Genomic DNA, 14,443 nt, shown 5'->3' with positions numbered 1-14,443 from the left:
ATTAAAAAAAGGATAAAAAATGAAACTGACAACACATCATCTACGGGCGGGGGCCGCATTATTGCTGGCAGGAATTCTGCTGGCAGGTTGCGACCAGAGTAGCAGCGATGCAAAACACATTAAAGTTGGCGTTATAAATGGCGCAGAACAAGATGTCGCGGAAGTCGCTAAAAAGGTGGCAAAAGAGAAATATGGCCTCGATGTTGAACTGGTAGGATTTAGCGGTTCGTTGCTACCGAACGATGCGACAAATCATGGCGAGCTTGATGCGAACGTCTTCCAGCATCGGCCCTTTCTTGAACAAGATAATCAGGCGCATGGTTATAAACTGGTAGCGGTGGGAAATACGTTTGTCTTCCCTATGGCGGGTTATTCCAAAAAAATCAAAACCGTGGCGCAAATAAAAGAAGGCGCGACAGTGGCGATCCCCAACGACCCGACCAACCTTGGTCGCGCGCTTTTACTGTTGCAAAAAGAGAAGCTAATTACTCTGAAAGAGGGAAAAGGGTTATTACCTACCGCACTGGATATAACCGATAATCCTCGTCATTTGCAGATTATGGAACTCGAGGGGGCGCAGCTCCCGCGCGTACTGGATGATCCCAAAGTTGATGTGGCGATTATCAGCACCACTTACATTCAGCAGACCGGGCTTTCTCCGGTGCACGACAGCGTATTTATTGAAGATAAGAATTCGCCGTATGTGAATATTCTGGTGGCACGGGAAGATAATAAGAATGCAGAAAACGTGAAGGAATTTCTGCAATCTTATCAATCGCCCGAAGTCGCTAAAGCGGCAGAAACCATCTTTAACGGTGGCGCGGTGCCTGGCTGGTAATTCTCACTCATGCCGCGCCGGACGATTTATTTTTCTGGCGCGGCGACGGGAATCCATTGAAATCAAAATCACTGATGACAGAATCAGAAGCGTTCCCAGCCAGTCCGGTAATGTGAATGTGATCCCCAGCAACAGCAAAGAGAGCAGCGCGCTACTTAATGGTTCTGCACAGCTCAAAATGCTGGCTTTTGGACCGCCAATTAATTGTGCTCCTTTCAGGTACAGACTAAATGTCAGGGACGTACCAATGACCACCAAATAAAAAAACGCCAGAATCAAACTGCCATTAACCACAAAATTTGTCCCTTGTCTGGCATAAAATGGCAGCAGGATCAGACCACCAATGAGCATACTCCAGCCGACGACCGGTAACGTGCCATAGCGGGCAATCAGCGTTGAGGGATAGGTGGTATAGAATGCAGCAGCAAATGCCGAGGCAATGCCCCAGAATAACGCGGCAGGAGAGATCGATAATGACGTCGGATTACCGTGTGTCACCAATAAAAAAGTCCCGATCAGCGATGTCAAAATAGCGCAAAAAACCAGAATGCCCGGGCGCGATTTACGTACCAGTGAGAACCAGGCGACGATAATCGTCGGTGAGAGGAATTGCAGCACCGTTGCCGTGGCTGCGTTCGATTTTTCGATGGTTAGCAAAAAAGTGAGCTGTACGGTTAGCGCGCCAACCACGGAAAAAATCAGCAGACTAATGGCATCTTTGTGATTGTTAATAATAGAAAAGATTTTATCGCCATGAACAAATGACAGCGTCAGCAGAATCAAACCGGCGAATATCAAACGCGTCATAGTCAAAAACTGCGACGACATCTGGCTTTGCTCCATGATGTATTGCGCGCAGACCCCTGAACTTCCCCACAACACGGCGGCAATCAGAACGTTCAGCATCCCCTTTCTGGTGGAACCCATTTTTCCCTCTGCATACTGTTTTGTCGTTTATGTATGCAGGCATGATAGCAAAAATGGCGAGGATGGCTCTGTTTGCGCCACGCCGATTTTTCTTAGCCCAGACTGGTGAGCTAAATATCTTTAATAAACAGCAGGCAAATCATCGCAATACCCAACATCCCTATCGCCAGCCAGAACAACGCGTGGTAGCTCCAGATTTCAACCATAATTCCGTCAACAGAGCCGGCGATAATCCAGCCGACGCGTGAGGTATTTGCATATAACGTTGTCGCAGAGCCTATTTTTTCAGGCATCAGATCCTGAAAATAAAGCATGCCGATACCACAGAGAATACCAAGGAAAATGGCATTTAGAATTTGCAATTCCAGCTCAATTGCCGGAGTCGTCGCCATGAGTACGCTGGCGTAAAAACACATACCACTCACGATAGCAATGAGCATTAATAGCCGCTTGCCAATACGTTTCATGTAATAGCCTGCGATTAACATCATCGGAATTTCCAGACCGGCAGCGATACCAATCATTTCTCCAGCCAGTTTATCGGTTAGATGCAGTTCATCAATAATAAATAGCGGCATATTTATCATGTAGAGATTATTCGCCGCCCACATCATTGAACAGACTACAAAAAGTAGCCGTGTATCCCGCTTTCTATGGATGGAGGGTAAAATTTCTACGGGTTGGGTAACGACAGGAATATTTCTTTGTATTGATGGCAAAAACAACCAGACTATCAGTCCGCAAACAACAAATGCGATGGCAGCGGTGAGATACATCACTTTAAAACTAAATCCCATTGCCAGTTCATAAGCGAGCGGTGGCCCGATAACCCAGGCAAGCGAGATCTGAGCACGTAAAAATGTACTGAACATGACCGTCTCACGGCCTGTTCTGTCGGCGTGTTCACGGGCGAGGGCGAACATTTGCGGGTTTGCAGTGGAAGCAAAACTACTCAGAAGTACGCCCGTAGAGAGGAGAATGAAGTAGTTGCGATTCCACGCAAAAAGCGTGCAGGCCAACACTCCAAATAAGCAACATAGCAGGATCAGTAATTTACGGTCGCCTTGTTTATCGGAGTGCCTTGCCAGAAATTGACTGACCAGAATCCCCATAATAGCGCTACCGGTGAAGAAAAAACCTACCATTATAGGACGGGCTTTCAGTTCATCTGCGAGGAATATACTTAGGGTGGGAGTCTGGAGAGCGCCCGCAATACCCGTCAGAAAGGCGACAAGTAAAAATGCCGCGGCAGTGAGATCAAGTATTTTTGATGGAGTAGTAGCCGTTTTTTGCATTCTTCTGAATCACCGGGCGACAAAATATAACTGAGTTACAAATAAGTACCAGTCGAATGAGTATTGTATTAAGAATTTTTGAGTATCGCTGATACAACCAGAAAGCAATGCTAGCGCAATATTATAGGGCCAGCAATTGAGATTATTAGCAAAAGCATGTTAAGAGTTAATCACCGAATTTATATATTAATTATAGTAAGGCAATGAGCTATTTTTGATAGTAAAAATAAAACAAGTTGATTTGATATATTACATGAATAAATTAATCTTGATGGCAGTCTGATTATTGGTGAAGTTTATAGGTCAGTTTTTTCGTCAGCGGTTAAAGAAATAGAATAGTCGTATAAAAAAGGGTGTGCAGAAGCGTGTAAAACAACATCTTCACCTTAATGGCGATACCGTTGGCTGAGAGTCAGCAGGGGGGCAAATCACCTGCAAATAAACACGGCGCATGCTGGCGCGAATATCGCGGATGCGTTCGAGGACAGAAGAACCGACAGGCGGATTCTTCAGTCGCTCATCGTCCATCACAAAACTTTTGATCAGGTATTCCTGAAGCCAGTAGAAAATATCTGGATTGACAGTATTACGAGGGGTTGGAGAACGTATGAAGAGGCAAATTGGCGATCACAGGAGTCAAAATTGCCATATAACCATTTGATTCAAATCGTTTATATTTTTCTATTATAATTCATTTATACACATCCTTATACATATAATATCTATCGATTAATTTTTACACGTATCTTCACGCATGTTAACTCAGGAAAAAAATTTTTTTTCGAAAGAACTGTTCACACTGTTCACCTTTCTGTTTTCTCCTTTTATTTCAGAGTGATAGGTGGTGAATAATGGGTGAAGGGTGAACATTCGATTCTTCACCTCCGGCATTCTGCCGGTGTGACTCATACCGGTGATTAATCCCCCGAACTGAAATCACACAGGGAGAAAAAAGTTTTTTTTTGATTTGATTGTTCACACTGTTCACCTTTCATTTTTCTCTTTAAATTTCAGTGTGATAACGGGTGAATATACGGTGAAGGGTGAACAGTGGATTGTTCACCTTCGGGGAATTCAGGGATAAAAAAAGACCGGCAGATGCCGGTCAGGTGGGTCAGGCTGTCGCAGGGTCGTCACATTTTGGCAGCCAGTCGCCGTAGCTTTCCTCTTTCAGCGTCAGGTTGGTCTGTATCCCCTGTTTGGTATGGCGCTTCTCGTAATTCAGTCCGTATTCCTTCAGCATCACCGGCAGCCCCAGCCCGAACATTTTCAGACTGAGTACATTCCGGTAGCCGTTTGCCTCCATGTAGGCCAGATAGGCGTGATAGAGGTATTTACGGTAATTACGCGGGATGATACTGGCGTTCCCCATATACATGCCGCTGGTCTGCGGCAGGGTTTCCAGATAGCCGATAAAATCAAACGTCGGGTCGGCATCCCGTTTGATGTTCAGTGCCTCGTCTGAGTTCTGCTGGGACTGAAGCAGTGACCGGGCGAGCATCGGGTCGCTGAACTTCTGCATCAGGTGACGCACGATGACCGCCAGCTCGCGGGTGATTTTGTCCTTAAGCTGCGGGTCGCGCTCCTGCGGGGCTATCTGTTCCGGGAAGTGAATAATCACCCGCCGGCGTGACACGCCGCCGCTGCGGTCGGTGAAGCGCATCGGGTTATTGTTCACGGCCAGAATCACCGCCGGGATATGCGTGGAGTACGCATCCCGGTATTTCGGGTCCACGGACACCGCATCGCCGCCGGTGATGGCCTTGAGTCCGGCACCGTCGCCGCTCCATTTTTCCTGGTCCGGCAGGCGTATCAGTGAGAAGCCAGTTAACGCGGCACGTTCACGCGGGGATTCCAGCGTCTCAATGGTGGCCGACGTGGCGTTATCCTCCCCGGCCAGCAGGGTGGCTATTTCGGCCATGATACTTTTGCCGCTGCCGCCGGGACCGGTCACCTCCAGAAAGAGCTGCCAGTCGTAGCGGTTTGCCAGCACCATAAACAGTGCGGCCAGAATTACGTCGCGTTTTTCCGCACGACCACCGGCAGCACGGTCAAGCCAGCGCCAGAACGCGGGAGCGTGGGTTTCCAGCGTTTCACCGTCCACCGGCGGGGTGAAATCCACATCGCACAGGGTGCGCATCCAGTGTGACGGACTGTGCGGGTGGAACGTGCCGTTCTGCGTGTCGAGCACGCCGTTACGAAAGCCAATCAGGCGGCGGGAGGGGGCTTCCTGCTGTGGAATAATCAGCTTCAGGGTGTCCACCACGGAGGCCACCTTCCCGGAGGAGAACGGCGCGCGCAGACGCTGAAACAGCCCGGCCACATCCCGGGCAAAGTCCTGTGGCGGCAGCACCTTCCAGACACCATTTTCATAGCGGGACAGAAGCTGGCCGTTGGCATCGACCGCGAGCGCCTCACCGTAATGCTCATAGATACGCATGGCCTTTTCGCTGGTACTCATGGCGGAAAACTCTGCTTCGCTCATGGTGTCGAACGGGCTTTCAGCCGGTGGCCGGATGGCATCGTAAATGGCCTTACGGGTGGCTTCCCCGCCGTACTGCGTGAAGGCATCATTCCAGTCACCGAAGACCGGCGGCAGGGCAACAACGCCCTCACACGCATCTGCGGCTGCGGCGGCTTTTTTCTGGCCGTCACCGCTGAGGTCACGGTCTGCGGCAAGGACAATCTGACAGGCCGGATGCTTCTGCCGGGCAAGGCTGGCCAGAGAAAGGAGGTTCACGGAAGAAAGCGCCACCATCACCGTTTCACCGGTCAGGTGATGCACGGTAAGTGCGGTCGCGTATCCCTCCGCTATCCACAGACGTTTTCCGGCCTGATTCTGTCCTTCAAGGGTGTGACAGGTGCCCCTGACCTGTCCGCCTTTCAGGGTGCGCTTACGGCCGTCAGCACTGATTAACTGAAGGTTAACCAGTTCGCCGCTGTCGTCATACAGTGGCACCACAAGGTCACCGGCACGCCAGCTCACGCCACCGGCTCTGTGTGTGCCGGTCAGCATCCGGCATTCCCGGCCGGGAAAGCCCTTGCGGGTCAGGTAGGCGTTACCGGTTCCGGTACGGGTTTTCGCCATCAGGGTTTGTGCCAGTGCGGCGGCGTTCTTCCGGGCAGCGTCTGTTTCAGCACCGGCGGCGGCCGTCACTGCCGGGTCAGCCGGGGGCAGGCTGCCGGTCACGGCAGCCACCTTTGTGGCCGCGTCGGACGGGGAGACACCAAACACCTTTTCAACCAGTTTCAGGCCGTCACCGGCACCACACTGATTGCAGTACCAGGTGCCGCGCCCCTCCCTGTCATCAAAACGGAAGCGGTCACTCCCGCCACAGACCGGACAGGGCTGATGACGGTTTTTCAGCACCTGAATCCCCAGCGCCGGGAGGATACGCGGCCAGTGGCCGAGCGCATGGCTGACGGTGGCGGTTACGTTCATTTTCATGGTGTTGTTCTCCTTCAGTGCAGTACCGGCGCTTTTATGTGACGGGCACAGAGTTCATCCATCACAACCAGCCCGAGAAAGGACAGCGACGGCGCGGCCTTCAGGGGGCCGGATTCCATTAAATCTTCCAGCAGGGCACAGGCTATCTGACGCCCTTTTTCCTCACCGTGCTGGCGCAGATAAAAGCCTTCCAGCTCAGCGGCGATGGCCGCCTCCAGTGACTCAAGGGTGAGATGCGGGTAGCGGTGCTGACGTTCGCACACGGTCAGCCAGGCACAGGCGACAGCGCGACGGTAAAGGGCAGCGCGTAAGACGGGCGGTAAGGGTGTTTTCATTTGCTTTCCTCCCTGTGACAGATGACTGCATTCCGTGCCGGTTGCATTAACTGATAAGGCATATCTGCGTCTCCTGAAGACATGCGTATCCCTGCGCGAATACGCACATTTAATTTTTCGGGTGTCGTTTTTTAATTACAGATAATTGCGGTAACTGTTATCCGGGGTGGTTTCCGGGTCAGGCTCCGTGCGGGGAATTTCCCGCCATTCCCGCGCCACCGGTGCCGCCCGGCTGACCGGAACAGGATCCTGCGGGTAAATATCCAGATATTTCTCCCGCCATTTCTGTAATTCCGGGTCTCCGGCCATTTCTTTCAGTACCGCATGCCGGTTTACGGGGCTGCGTTTAAACAGGTCAGGACGGTCACAGGTAAATTCCCGCAGAAAACGCCCCAGCGGGATGTCTGTGGTGCGCCCGTCGGCGAGGATACGCACAAGGATACTGAATTTACGGCGGTACGGATTCCAGACAATGTCCGGGCAGCGGTACGGCATTTCCCACGGAATACCGTCTTCCAGAATGCCGACCACGGCCACATCGGAAAAACCGGCAGAACGGTAAATCTCACCGGGCTGGGGAAAATCAAACATGCGTCCTGTCTCCCCGGTCTTTCTGCTGGGCGAGAAAATCGCGGCACAGGCCTTTGGCTTTCAGCTCATTCAGCACAAAATCAATATCTTCATTCAGGTAGCTGAAAATATGCGGAATGTAGAGCTGATGCAGGCCGGAGAGTTCACGGTGAATCAAATCACCCCCAACAAACTGGGATACGGCGCTGGCGCGGTTGAGCTTATGGTAAGCCTCAATGCTGAGGTGTTCACGGGCGTCATGACGCGCTGAGACGGTCTGAGGGGCTTTTTTATTACGCACGGGACACCTCCACCACCGGCAGACGGGCAGCAAGGGAGAGCACATAGTCACGGACAAGGGAACGGCGGGCGCTGCGTTCATCACCGGCGACGGTGCGAAGCATACAGATACGGGGATGACGGTCTGCGCGACGGACAGCCGCAAACACAAAGACAAATTCAGGGTGTGAGGGGGTAAGGGTCGTAGCCATAAGGCAACCTCCGATAACAGCGTAAATGACGCTATCGCCGGAGTTCTCACGCTCGATGGCGATAGCCCAGACGGGGGTGAGAATACCGGCGTTATCGGAAACCGGCCAGCCCGGAGGCTGCCCCGCCTGAGCTACCATTGACTCAGTGGCATAACATGCGATTGCGAACAGGATCATACCTGCACGGCAAACCACACGCCACACCATAATCTGGTGCTCTGTGGCGTTGATTGCGACACAAAAAAAGACGCATGGCGCGTCATATGTCGCCGATAACATACTCGGGTTCTCACGCCCGGCTGCCGATTTTGCGGCAGCGGAAAAACTATATCCGCAAATGCCGGAAAAAGGCAAGCCAGAAAAAGGGAGTTTTTGCAGAGCGGGCATCATCATGCGTCGTACCCCCGTTTGCGTCCGGCAATGCGTCCGGCCATCCATGCGGTGACTTCAGAGTGCAGCCAGGCCACATTTTTACCGCCAAGACTCACCTGCGGCGGAAATTCCCCCTTACGGATGAGTTCATAGATGGTCGAGCGTGACAGGCCGCACAGGTGCATCACTTCCGGCAGACGTAAAAAACGCTCCTGCGTGATGTCCGGCAGCGGCATCAGTGGCGTCACAGGGGCGGGAGACGGGGAAGAAAAAACAGCTTGCATCGGGCTACCTCGTTAATGTCCATACAGCACCGGATAAGTCCGTCCGGCTTCGGGTAGCGCTTTATTTTGTGAATATTTTTGGCAGACGCAACAGGGGGGATTTGTTCCGGCAGCCTTACAATGCTTGTGTGTTTTTTGTTCATTCCCACTTAAAGTCATTTAAAGCCACTTAAAGCAATTCGTAATTTTTATAGTGAAATACAAATCGTTTCTTCTTATTCATTCACAGCGAATTAATAAAAACAAACAGTAGTAAACAGCACAAAAAGTCCATGAGCGGGTGAACAGTGGTGAACAGACGGTGAACAGTCATTACTGCGATTGTTCACCCTTTAACTTACTGTATTACTTATCTTTTTTCTTATGGTGAACAGAGGTGAACAGTAAAATATAAAAAAACAAACAGTAAGCCGGTTTTTCCTGCGACCTTTTCCTGGCTTGCCGGTCTGAGGATGAGTCTCCTGTGTCAGGACTGGCACATCTGCAATGCGTCGTGTTGTTGTCCGGTGTACGTCACAATTTTCTTAACCTGAAGTGACGAGGAGCCGGAAAATGTCTGACAACACCATCCCTGAATATCTGCAACCCGCACTGGCACAACTGGAAAAGGCCAGAGCCGCCCACCTTGAGAACGCCCGCCTGATGGATGAGACCGTCACGGCCATTGAACGGGCAGAGCAGGAAAAAAATGCGCTGGCGCAGGCCGACGGAAACGACGCTGACGACTGGCGCACGGCCTTTCGTGCAGCCGGTGGTGTCCTGAGCGATGAGCTGAAACAGCGCCACATTGAGCGCGTGGCACGCCGGGAGCTGGTACAGGAATATGACAATCTGGCCGTGGTGCTGAATTTTGAACGTGAACGCCTGAAAGGGGCGTGTGACAGCACGGCCACCGCCTACCGGAAGGCACATCATCACCTTCTGAGTCTGTATGCAGAGAATGAGCTGGAACACGCCCTGAATGAAACCTGTGAGGCGCTTGTCCGGGCAATGCATCTGAGTATCCTGGTACAGGAAAATCCGCTCGCCAACACCACCGGCCATCAGGGCTACGTCGCACCCGATAAAGCTGTCATGCAGCAGGTGAAATCATCGCTGGAACAGAAAATTAAACAGATGCAAATCAGCCTCAGCGGTGAGCCGGTTCTCCGGCTGGCAGGACTGTCAGCGGCAACACTCCCGCACATGGATTATGAGGTGGCAGGCACACCGGCACAGCGCAAGGTGTGGCAGAACAAAATAGACCAGCAGGGAGCAGAGCTTAAGGCCAGAGGGCTGCTGTCATGATGCGCTGCCCTTTCTGTCGTCATTCAGCGCATACCCGCACCAGCCGGTATGTGAGTGACAATGTCAAAGAAAGTTATCTGCAGTGCCAGAATATTTACTGTTCGGCGACATTTAAAACGCATGAGTCAATTTGTGCCGTGATTCGTTCTCCGGTCACGGAGGAAAAACCAGCACCGGCAAGCACAGCACCGGCTGTTGTCCGAAAAGTTAAAGGCTGTTACAGCTCACCATTCAACCATTAATCAGGAGACGGGGTGTGACCACAATGTCATTACAGCAGGCTTTTGAGGTCTGCCAGAATAACAAAGCGGCATGGCTGCAACGCAAAAATGAGCTGGCTGCAGCCGAACAGGAATATCTGCGGCTTCTGTCCGGGGAAGGCAGAAACGTCAGCCGCCTGGACGAATTACGCAATATTATCGAAGTCAGAAAATGGCAGGTGAATCAGGCCGCCGGTCGTTATATTCGTTCGCATGAAGCCGTTCAGCACATCAGCATCCGCGAGCGGCTGAATGATTTTATGCAGCAGCACGGCACAGCACTGGCGGCCGCACTGGCACCGGAGCTGATGGGCTACAGTGAGCTGACGGCCATTGCCCGAAACTGTGCCATACAGCGTGCCACAGATGCCCTGCGTGAAGCCCTTCTGTCCTGGCTTGCGAAGGGGGAAAAAATTAATTATTCCGCGCAGGATAGCGACATTTTAACGACCATCGGATTCAGGCCTGACGCGGCTTCGGTGGATGACAACCGTGAAAAATTCACCCCTGCGCAGAACATGATTTTTTCGCGTAAAAGTGCGCAACTGGCATCACGTCAGTCTGTGTAAAATTCCCCGAAAATCCGCCCGTTTTTACTGAAAAAAGCCATGCATCGATAAGGTGCATGGCTTTGCATGCGTTTTCCTGCCTCATTTTCTGCAGACCGCGCCATTCCCGGCGCGGTCTGAGCGTGTCAGTGCAACTGCATTAAAACCGCCCCGCAAAGCGGGCGGGCGAGGCGGGGAAAGCACTGCGCGCTAGGAACGAAATTATTTGTAATTATTTATTATCTCTTCAATCTTCAAAAGTGCTTGTGAGAAATCACTTAATTTCCGTGTGTTGACTATATAGCGTAATAAACCTCTGATTGTCTCTGCTTCTGAGTTAAATCTAAATCCTTTATAGTTTTCAACAAGCTTGGATACTTTCTCAGGAAGATTGTCATAGCTGTCTGAAATCTCTGATGCTAATAAAAATAATTCAAATTTAATCTTTCTTTCTTCATTGAAATCAGTTGTGGAAATATTTTTGATAAATGATTTTATTTTATCTCTATTCTTTTCTGTTGATATTCTGTACAGATCATATAGTATTGTTTCAGCAGCTCTTGCTTTATCTGTATTCGGATAAGAACTAATTTCATGAAGTAATTTATCGACCTTGCTGTCGTCTTCTATATTAACGCCCAGTTTTTTGGCTACTGAAAAAATATTAGCAAGGCCTCTATTGACTATAGCTATCACCTCATACCTACCAAGGTTTCTACTTATTAACTTATCGAGAATCGTGTATATTAAAGTTTTTATGCTGTCAGTGGATAAAGTTTCACTGTGGGTGTTGTACCTTATAACGACATATTCGGAAATAGCATCATAGAATGCTAGGTTGTGGTATGAGGACTTTAAAGTGTCGTTTAATGTTTTTAATACTACCGCGTCTTGCTCTGTGGTTATTTTCATTAAAGATAGTAGTTTTAATGCGTTGATTAACTTTCCTTCTATAGGGTTGAGAAACGTAGCGAACTTGCTATATGACTTCGCTAGGTTTTGCAGTACAGTATTTATTAACCAATCTAATTCTTTGGGTTGAACAGACAGCGATAATAGTTTTTTATCTTCTTTCCTTAGTATAAGAGATAGGGTTTTATTATCAATGTATTTAATGCATGAATATAATTCTAATCTTGTTAGAGAAATCTCGTCTTTATCAGAATCCTTGATTATTTTTATTTCAATGAATTTGCGAATCACATCCTTGAATTCTTTATAAACATCAATTAAACATCCATTTTTTACAACAAAAATTATAAGGTTTTCGAAAAGAAATTCCGTTTTATGAAGATCCCCGTCAACTAATAACTTTGTATTTCTTTTTCTTATATCGCTATACTTTGTTAATAATGAGCTAACGGTGTAGTGAAGATTTAATAAATAATTAAAGGTTACTAAATCATAGATTACGGAGACGGTTTTTTTTATATTTCTCGGTAAGTTATCATATAATTCATGAATTTTATTCTCCTCAAGAGTTGAGTATCTTTCTCTATTAATTGAAAAATCATACTTCAATCTATTCAAAATAATATTTTGATTGAAAAGCGATATGAGAATATTTGCATAGTCCTTTTGTCTGATCTCTTCTGATAATTCCTCCTCTATAATACTGTAAGCCTCATCGTATTTATTTAACTGGAAGCAATTATATTTCTTAGTCTTGTCTATACTATTTGCAACCTTATGGGGGCGTGTATAGGTAACTATTTCGTTATAGTTGAAATTAATTTCCTTATCTATTTTAATTAATGAATCATTTGGTAGCACTTCAGTAATCAGTAGCACTTCATCATGTTTATCGTTTAAAACAATACCATATATACTTGCTTTTTTTAATATAAAAAATAATTTTTGGAGATGCGGCTTATAGTCTTTAACTTTTTTATCATTACTGAGTATACTCAAAAACTTCTTATAAAATCCTCTTAGCTCTATATTATTATCATTAGAGGTTACTTCGGTGTCATAAAATTGCAATAAAGCTTTTGGTCCATTGTCATCAATATACATTAAACCGCAATTAGTGAAACATCTGGTAACTTGTTCAGCAAGTATTGCATTTAACGATTGAAGAGATCTCACTCTTGAATAAATAGCATTAATTATTTCGATATCATCTAAGTCTGCACATAGTTCTAGGCTATTTAGGCTATGCAGGAAAGTATATAACTTGTTTGAATATGAATTGTTATTGAAAGGTTTGATTGTTTCATCGGTTAAAATAATAGTGGTTATACCATGACTTTCAAGATATTTTCTTTGAGCAGGAATATCTTCGAATACTACTAAATACATAGGGGGTCTAACAGATGAATGATTCTGAGTCCATTTAATTATTTGCTTTAGATCTATATCATTATATGAATACCCCAAAAATAGCACAGTATGGGTGGAAATAACACTTTTAACATAATTTTCAATTAAGGGAAAATTGAAGCTATAATTTAAGTAATCATCTTCTTTAAAGACGATGTTGTGATTTTTAAAATCACCATGCATTTTTATCAATTTTTTGCCAAGGTAAGATTTCATCAAATCTTTGTCACTGCTTATTATATTATAAAAGTAAGATTTGGCATTTATAGCTGCTTCAAGCAAAGTGTCCCAATTCGTTGTGATAACAGAGTGAGGATTCAGTTTAAATATTAGATCGTGAATCTTTGAATGGGGAACATTTTCAGGAAAGAAATCTTTGATTCTTTTGTAGTAAAGATGCTCACCAAATGTGAGGTAATAAAGCTGTGCTATTTTTAAATAATCTGATTCATCTTTGATATTGAGATCTGAAATGAGAGTGTCAATTAAGTCCCCCCATGAAGGCATTTTGATAGTTTTTGTTTCAGAGGATTTTGAAACACCAGCCCCTACAAAAATAGCTAAAGACTCCTCATCTTTTGCTCTTAAAATACTAGCTATATGTTTGTTTAGCAAATCCATTGTATATACCTCTCAATATAATTTATCTGAATACCATTGCATCATTTTTTTTCTATGTTCAAGATATTGAGCATGATTGTAAGTCCCTCGGATTCTGTTTTTATCAACATGTGCCAATTGTATTTCAATCCATGCGCTATCAAACCCTTGTTCGTGCAATATTGTCGACATGGTATGCCGAAAACCGTGACCTGTAGCACGGCCTTTGTAGCCAATTAACTCAATCACTTGTGAAACACTTTCTTTTGAGATTGGCTTGCTGCGGTTGTTCCTGCCAATAAAGATGTAAGGGTAATGGCCGGTAATAGGTTTGAGCTGTTTGAAAAGGTCAACTACCTGAGTAGATAAAGGAACAATGTGAGGTCTACGCATTTTCATACGTTCCGCTGGTATCTCCCATATACCTTTTTCGAGGTCTACTTCTTCCCACGTAGCAAAGCGCATCTCCTGCGTTCTTACACCAGTCAGCATGACTATCTTCGTAGCATTTTTGGTGATGATGCTACCGGTATACGCTTCAAGATCTCGAATAAAATGAGGCAACTCTTCAGCGGATAAAAATGGATGGTGTTTTTGCTTGGGAACGGCCAGAGCGATAGCTAAATCAGGTGCAGGATTGTACTCAGCACGGCCAGTTATGATTGCATAGCGATAAACCTCACCGCATCTTTGACGCACCTTGCGTGTTTTCTCTAGTGCTCCACGTTTTTCGATTCGTCGTAATACTTCAAGCATAGACTGGCCCCCTGAATCTCCAGACAACCAATATCACTTAAATAAGTGATAGTCTTAATACTAGTTTTTAGACTAGTCATTGGAGAGCAGATGATTGATGTCTTAGGACC

General features: G+C 47.2%; 13 protein-coding genes and 2 pseudogenes. 4 read left to right on the top strand and 11 right to left on the bottom strand.

Features of this window, described 5'->3' with window-relative positions; genetic code table 11:
- The first annotated feature begins 19 nt into the window (after positions 1–19).
- Entirely contained in the window at positions 20–838 is an 819-nt protein-coding gene (gene nlpA / locus ACJHWR_RS15920) for a lipoprotein NlpA (protein WP_000779399.1), read from the top strand.
- Positions 839–841: 3 nt separating this feature from the next.
- Here the strand turns inward: nlpA and ACJHWR_RS15915 are convergent, their stop codons facing one another.
- The 9 genes and pseudogenes from ACJHWR_RS15915 to ACJHWR_RS15875 form a co-directional block, all read right to left on the bottom strand.
- Entirely contained in the window at positions 842–1,765 is a 924-nt protein-coding gene (locus tag ACJHWR_RS15915) for a carboxylate/amino acid/amine transporter (protein WP_000535950.1), read from the bottom strand.
- A 110-nt stretch (positions 1,766–1,875) separates the two neighbouring features.
- Positions 1,876–3,060 (bottom strand): sugar efflux transporter, encoded by a 1,185-nt coding sequence (locus ACJHWR_RS15910; RefSeq protein WP_001172866.1) that lies wholly within the window; start codon positions 3,058–3,060, stop codon positions 1,876–1,878.
- A 396-nt stretch (positions 3,061–3,456) separates the two neighbouring features.
- Positions 3,457–3,618: pseudogene (rhuM, locus tag ACJHWR_RS15905) on the bottom strand (RhuM family protein); the annotation flags it as partial.
- A gap of 556 nt (positions 3,619–4,174) precedes the next feature.
- Positions 4,175–6,508 (bottom strand): primase-helicase zinc-binding domain-containing protein, encoded by a 2,334-nt coding sequence (locus ACJHWR_RS15900; RefSeq protein WP_000783687.1) that lies wholly within the window; start codon positions 6,506–6,508, stop codon positions 4,175–4,177.
- A 14-nt stretch (positions 6,509–6,522) separates the two neighbouring features.
- Complete coding sequence (locus ACJHWR_RS15895; protein WP_000856729.1) at positions 6,523–6,843, bottom strand: DUF5375 domain-containing protein; 321 nt, start codon at positions 6,841–6,843, stop codon at positions 6,523–6,525.
- A 135-nt stretch (positions 6,844–6,978) separates the two neighbouring features.
- Positions 6,979–7,434, bottom strand: coding sequence for a hypothetical protein (locus ACJHWR_RS15890; RefSeq protein ID WP_000459327.1), 456 nt, complete (start codon positions 7,432–7,434; stop codon positions 6,979–6,981).
- Positions 7,427–7,714 (bottom strand): hypothetical protein, encoded by a 288-nt coding sequence (locus tag ACJHWR_RS15885; protein ID WP_001244665.1) that lies wholly within the window; start codon positions 7,712–7,714, stop codon positions 7,427–7,429. The genes ACJHWR_RS15890 and ACJHWR_RS15885 overlap by 8 nt, the downstream gene beginning before the upstream one ends.
- Positions 7,707–8,297, bottom strand: a complete 591-nt coding sequence (locus ACJHWR_RS15880; RefSeq protein ID WP_000980222.1) for a host cell division inhibitor Icd-like protein — start codon at positions 8,295–8,297, stop codon at positions 7,707–7,709. The genes ACJHWR_RS15885 and ACJHWR_RS15880 overlap by 8 nt, the downstream gene beginning before the upstream one ends.
- Entirely contained in the window at positions 8,294–8,560 is a 267-nt protein-coding gene (locus tag ACJHWR_RS15875; protein WP_001149160.1) for a helix-turn-helix transcriptional regulator, read from the bottom strand. The genes ACJHWR_RS15880 and ACJHWR_RS15875 overlap by 4 nt, the downstream gene beginning before the upstream one ends.
- A 552-nt stretch (positions 8,561–9,112) precedes the next feature.
- On the opposite strand from ACJHWR_RS15875, the gene ACJHWR_RS15870 reads away from it, so the two are divergent.
- The 3 genes from ACJHWR_RS15870 to ACJHWR_RS15860 are packed head-to-tail and all read left to right on the top strand — an operon-like array spanning position 9,113 to position 10,676.
- Positions 9,113–9,847, top strand: a complete 735-nt coding sequence (locus tag ACJHWR_RS15870) for a glycoprotein 3 (RefSeq protein WP_410226706.1) — start codon at positions 9,113–9,115, stop codon at positions 9,845–9,847.
- Entirely contained in the window at positions 9,844–10,089 is a 246-nt protein-coding gene (locus tag ACJHWR_RS15865) for an ogr/Delta-like zinc finger family protein (RefSeq protein WP_000984201.1), read from the top strand. Before ACJHWR_RS15870 ends, ACJHWR_RS15865 begins: the two co-directional genes overlap by 4 nt.
- 23 nt (positions 10,090–10,112) lie before the next feature.
- Positions 10,113–10,676, top strand: coding sequence for a phage polarity suppression protein (locus ACJHWR_RS15860; RefSeq protein ID WP_000058233.1), 564 nt, complete (start codon positions 10,113–10,115; stop codon positions 10,674–10,676).
- Positions 10,677–10,877: 201 nt separating this feature from the next.
- Here ACJHWR_RS15860 and ACJHWR_RS15855 read toward each other — a convergent pair whose 3' ends face one another.
- Together ACJHWR_RS15855 and ACJHWR_RS15850 are read right to left on the bottom strand one after the other, a co-directional pair.
- Positions 10,878–13,598 (bottom strand): SIR2 family protein, encoded by a 2,721-nt coding sequence (locus ACJHWR_RS15855; RefSeq protein WP_000365012.1) that lies wholly within the window; start codon positions 13,596–13,598, stop codon positions 10,878–10,880.
- Positions 13,599–13,610: 12 nt separating this feature from the next.
- Positions 13,611–14,333, bottom strand: a pseudogene (locus tag ACJHWR_RS15850) (tyrosine-type recombinase/integrase); the annotation flags it as partial.
- Between the last annotated feature and the right edge of the window lie 110 nt (positions 14,334–14,443).

This window comes from Escherichia sp. WS568 (assembly GCF_046486085.1).
Classification (GTDB): domain Bacteria; phylum Pseudomonadota; class Gammaproteobacteria; order Enterobacterales; family Enterobacteriaceae; genus Escherichia; species Escherichia coli.
Note: the sequence above shows the minus strand (reverse complement) of the source record. Positions and strands in the feature narration are given on the sequence as shown.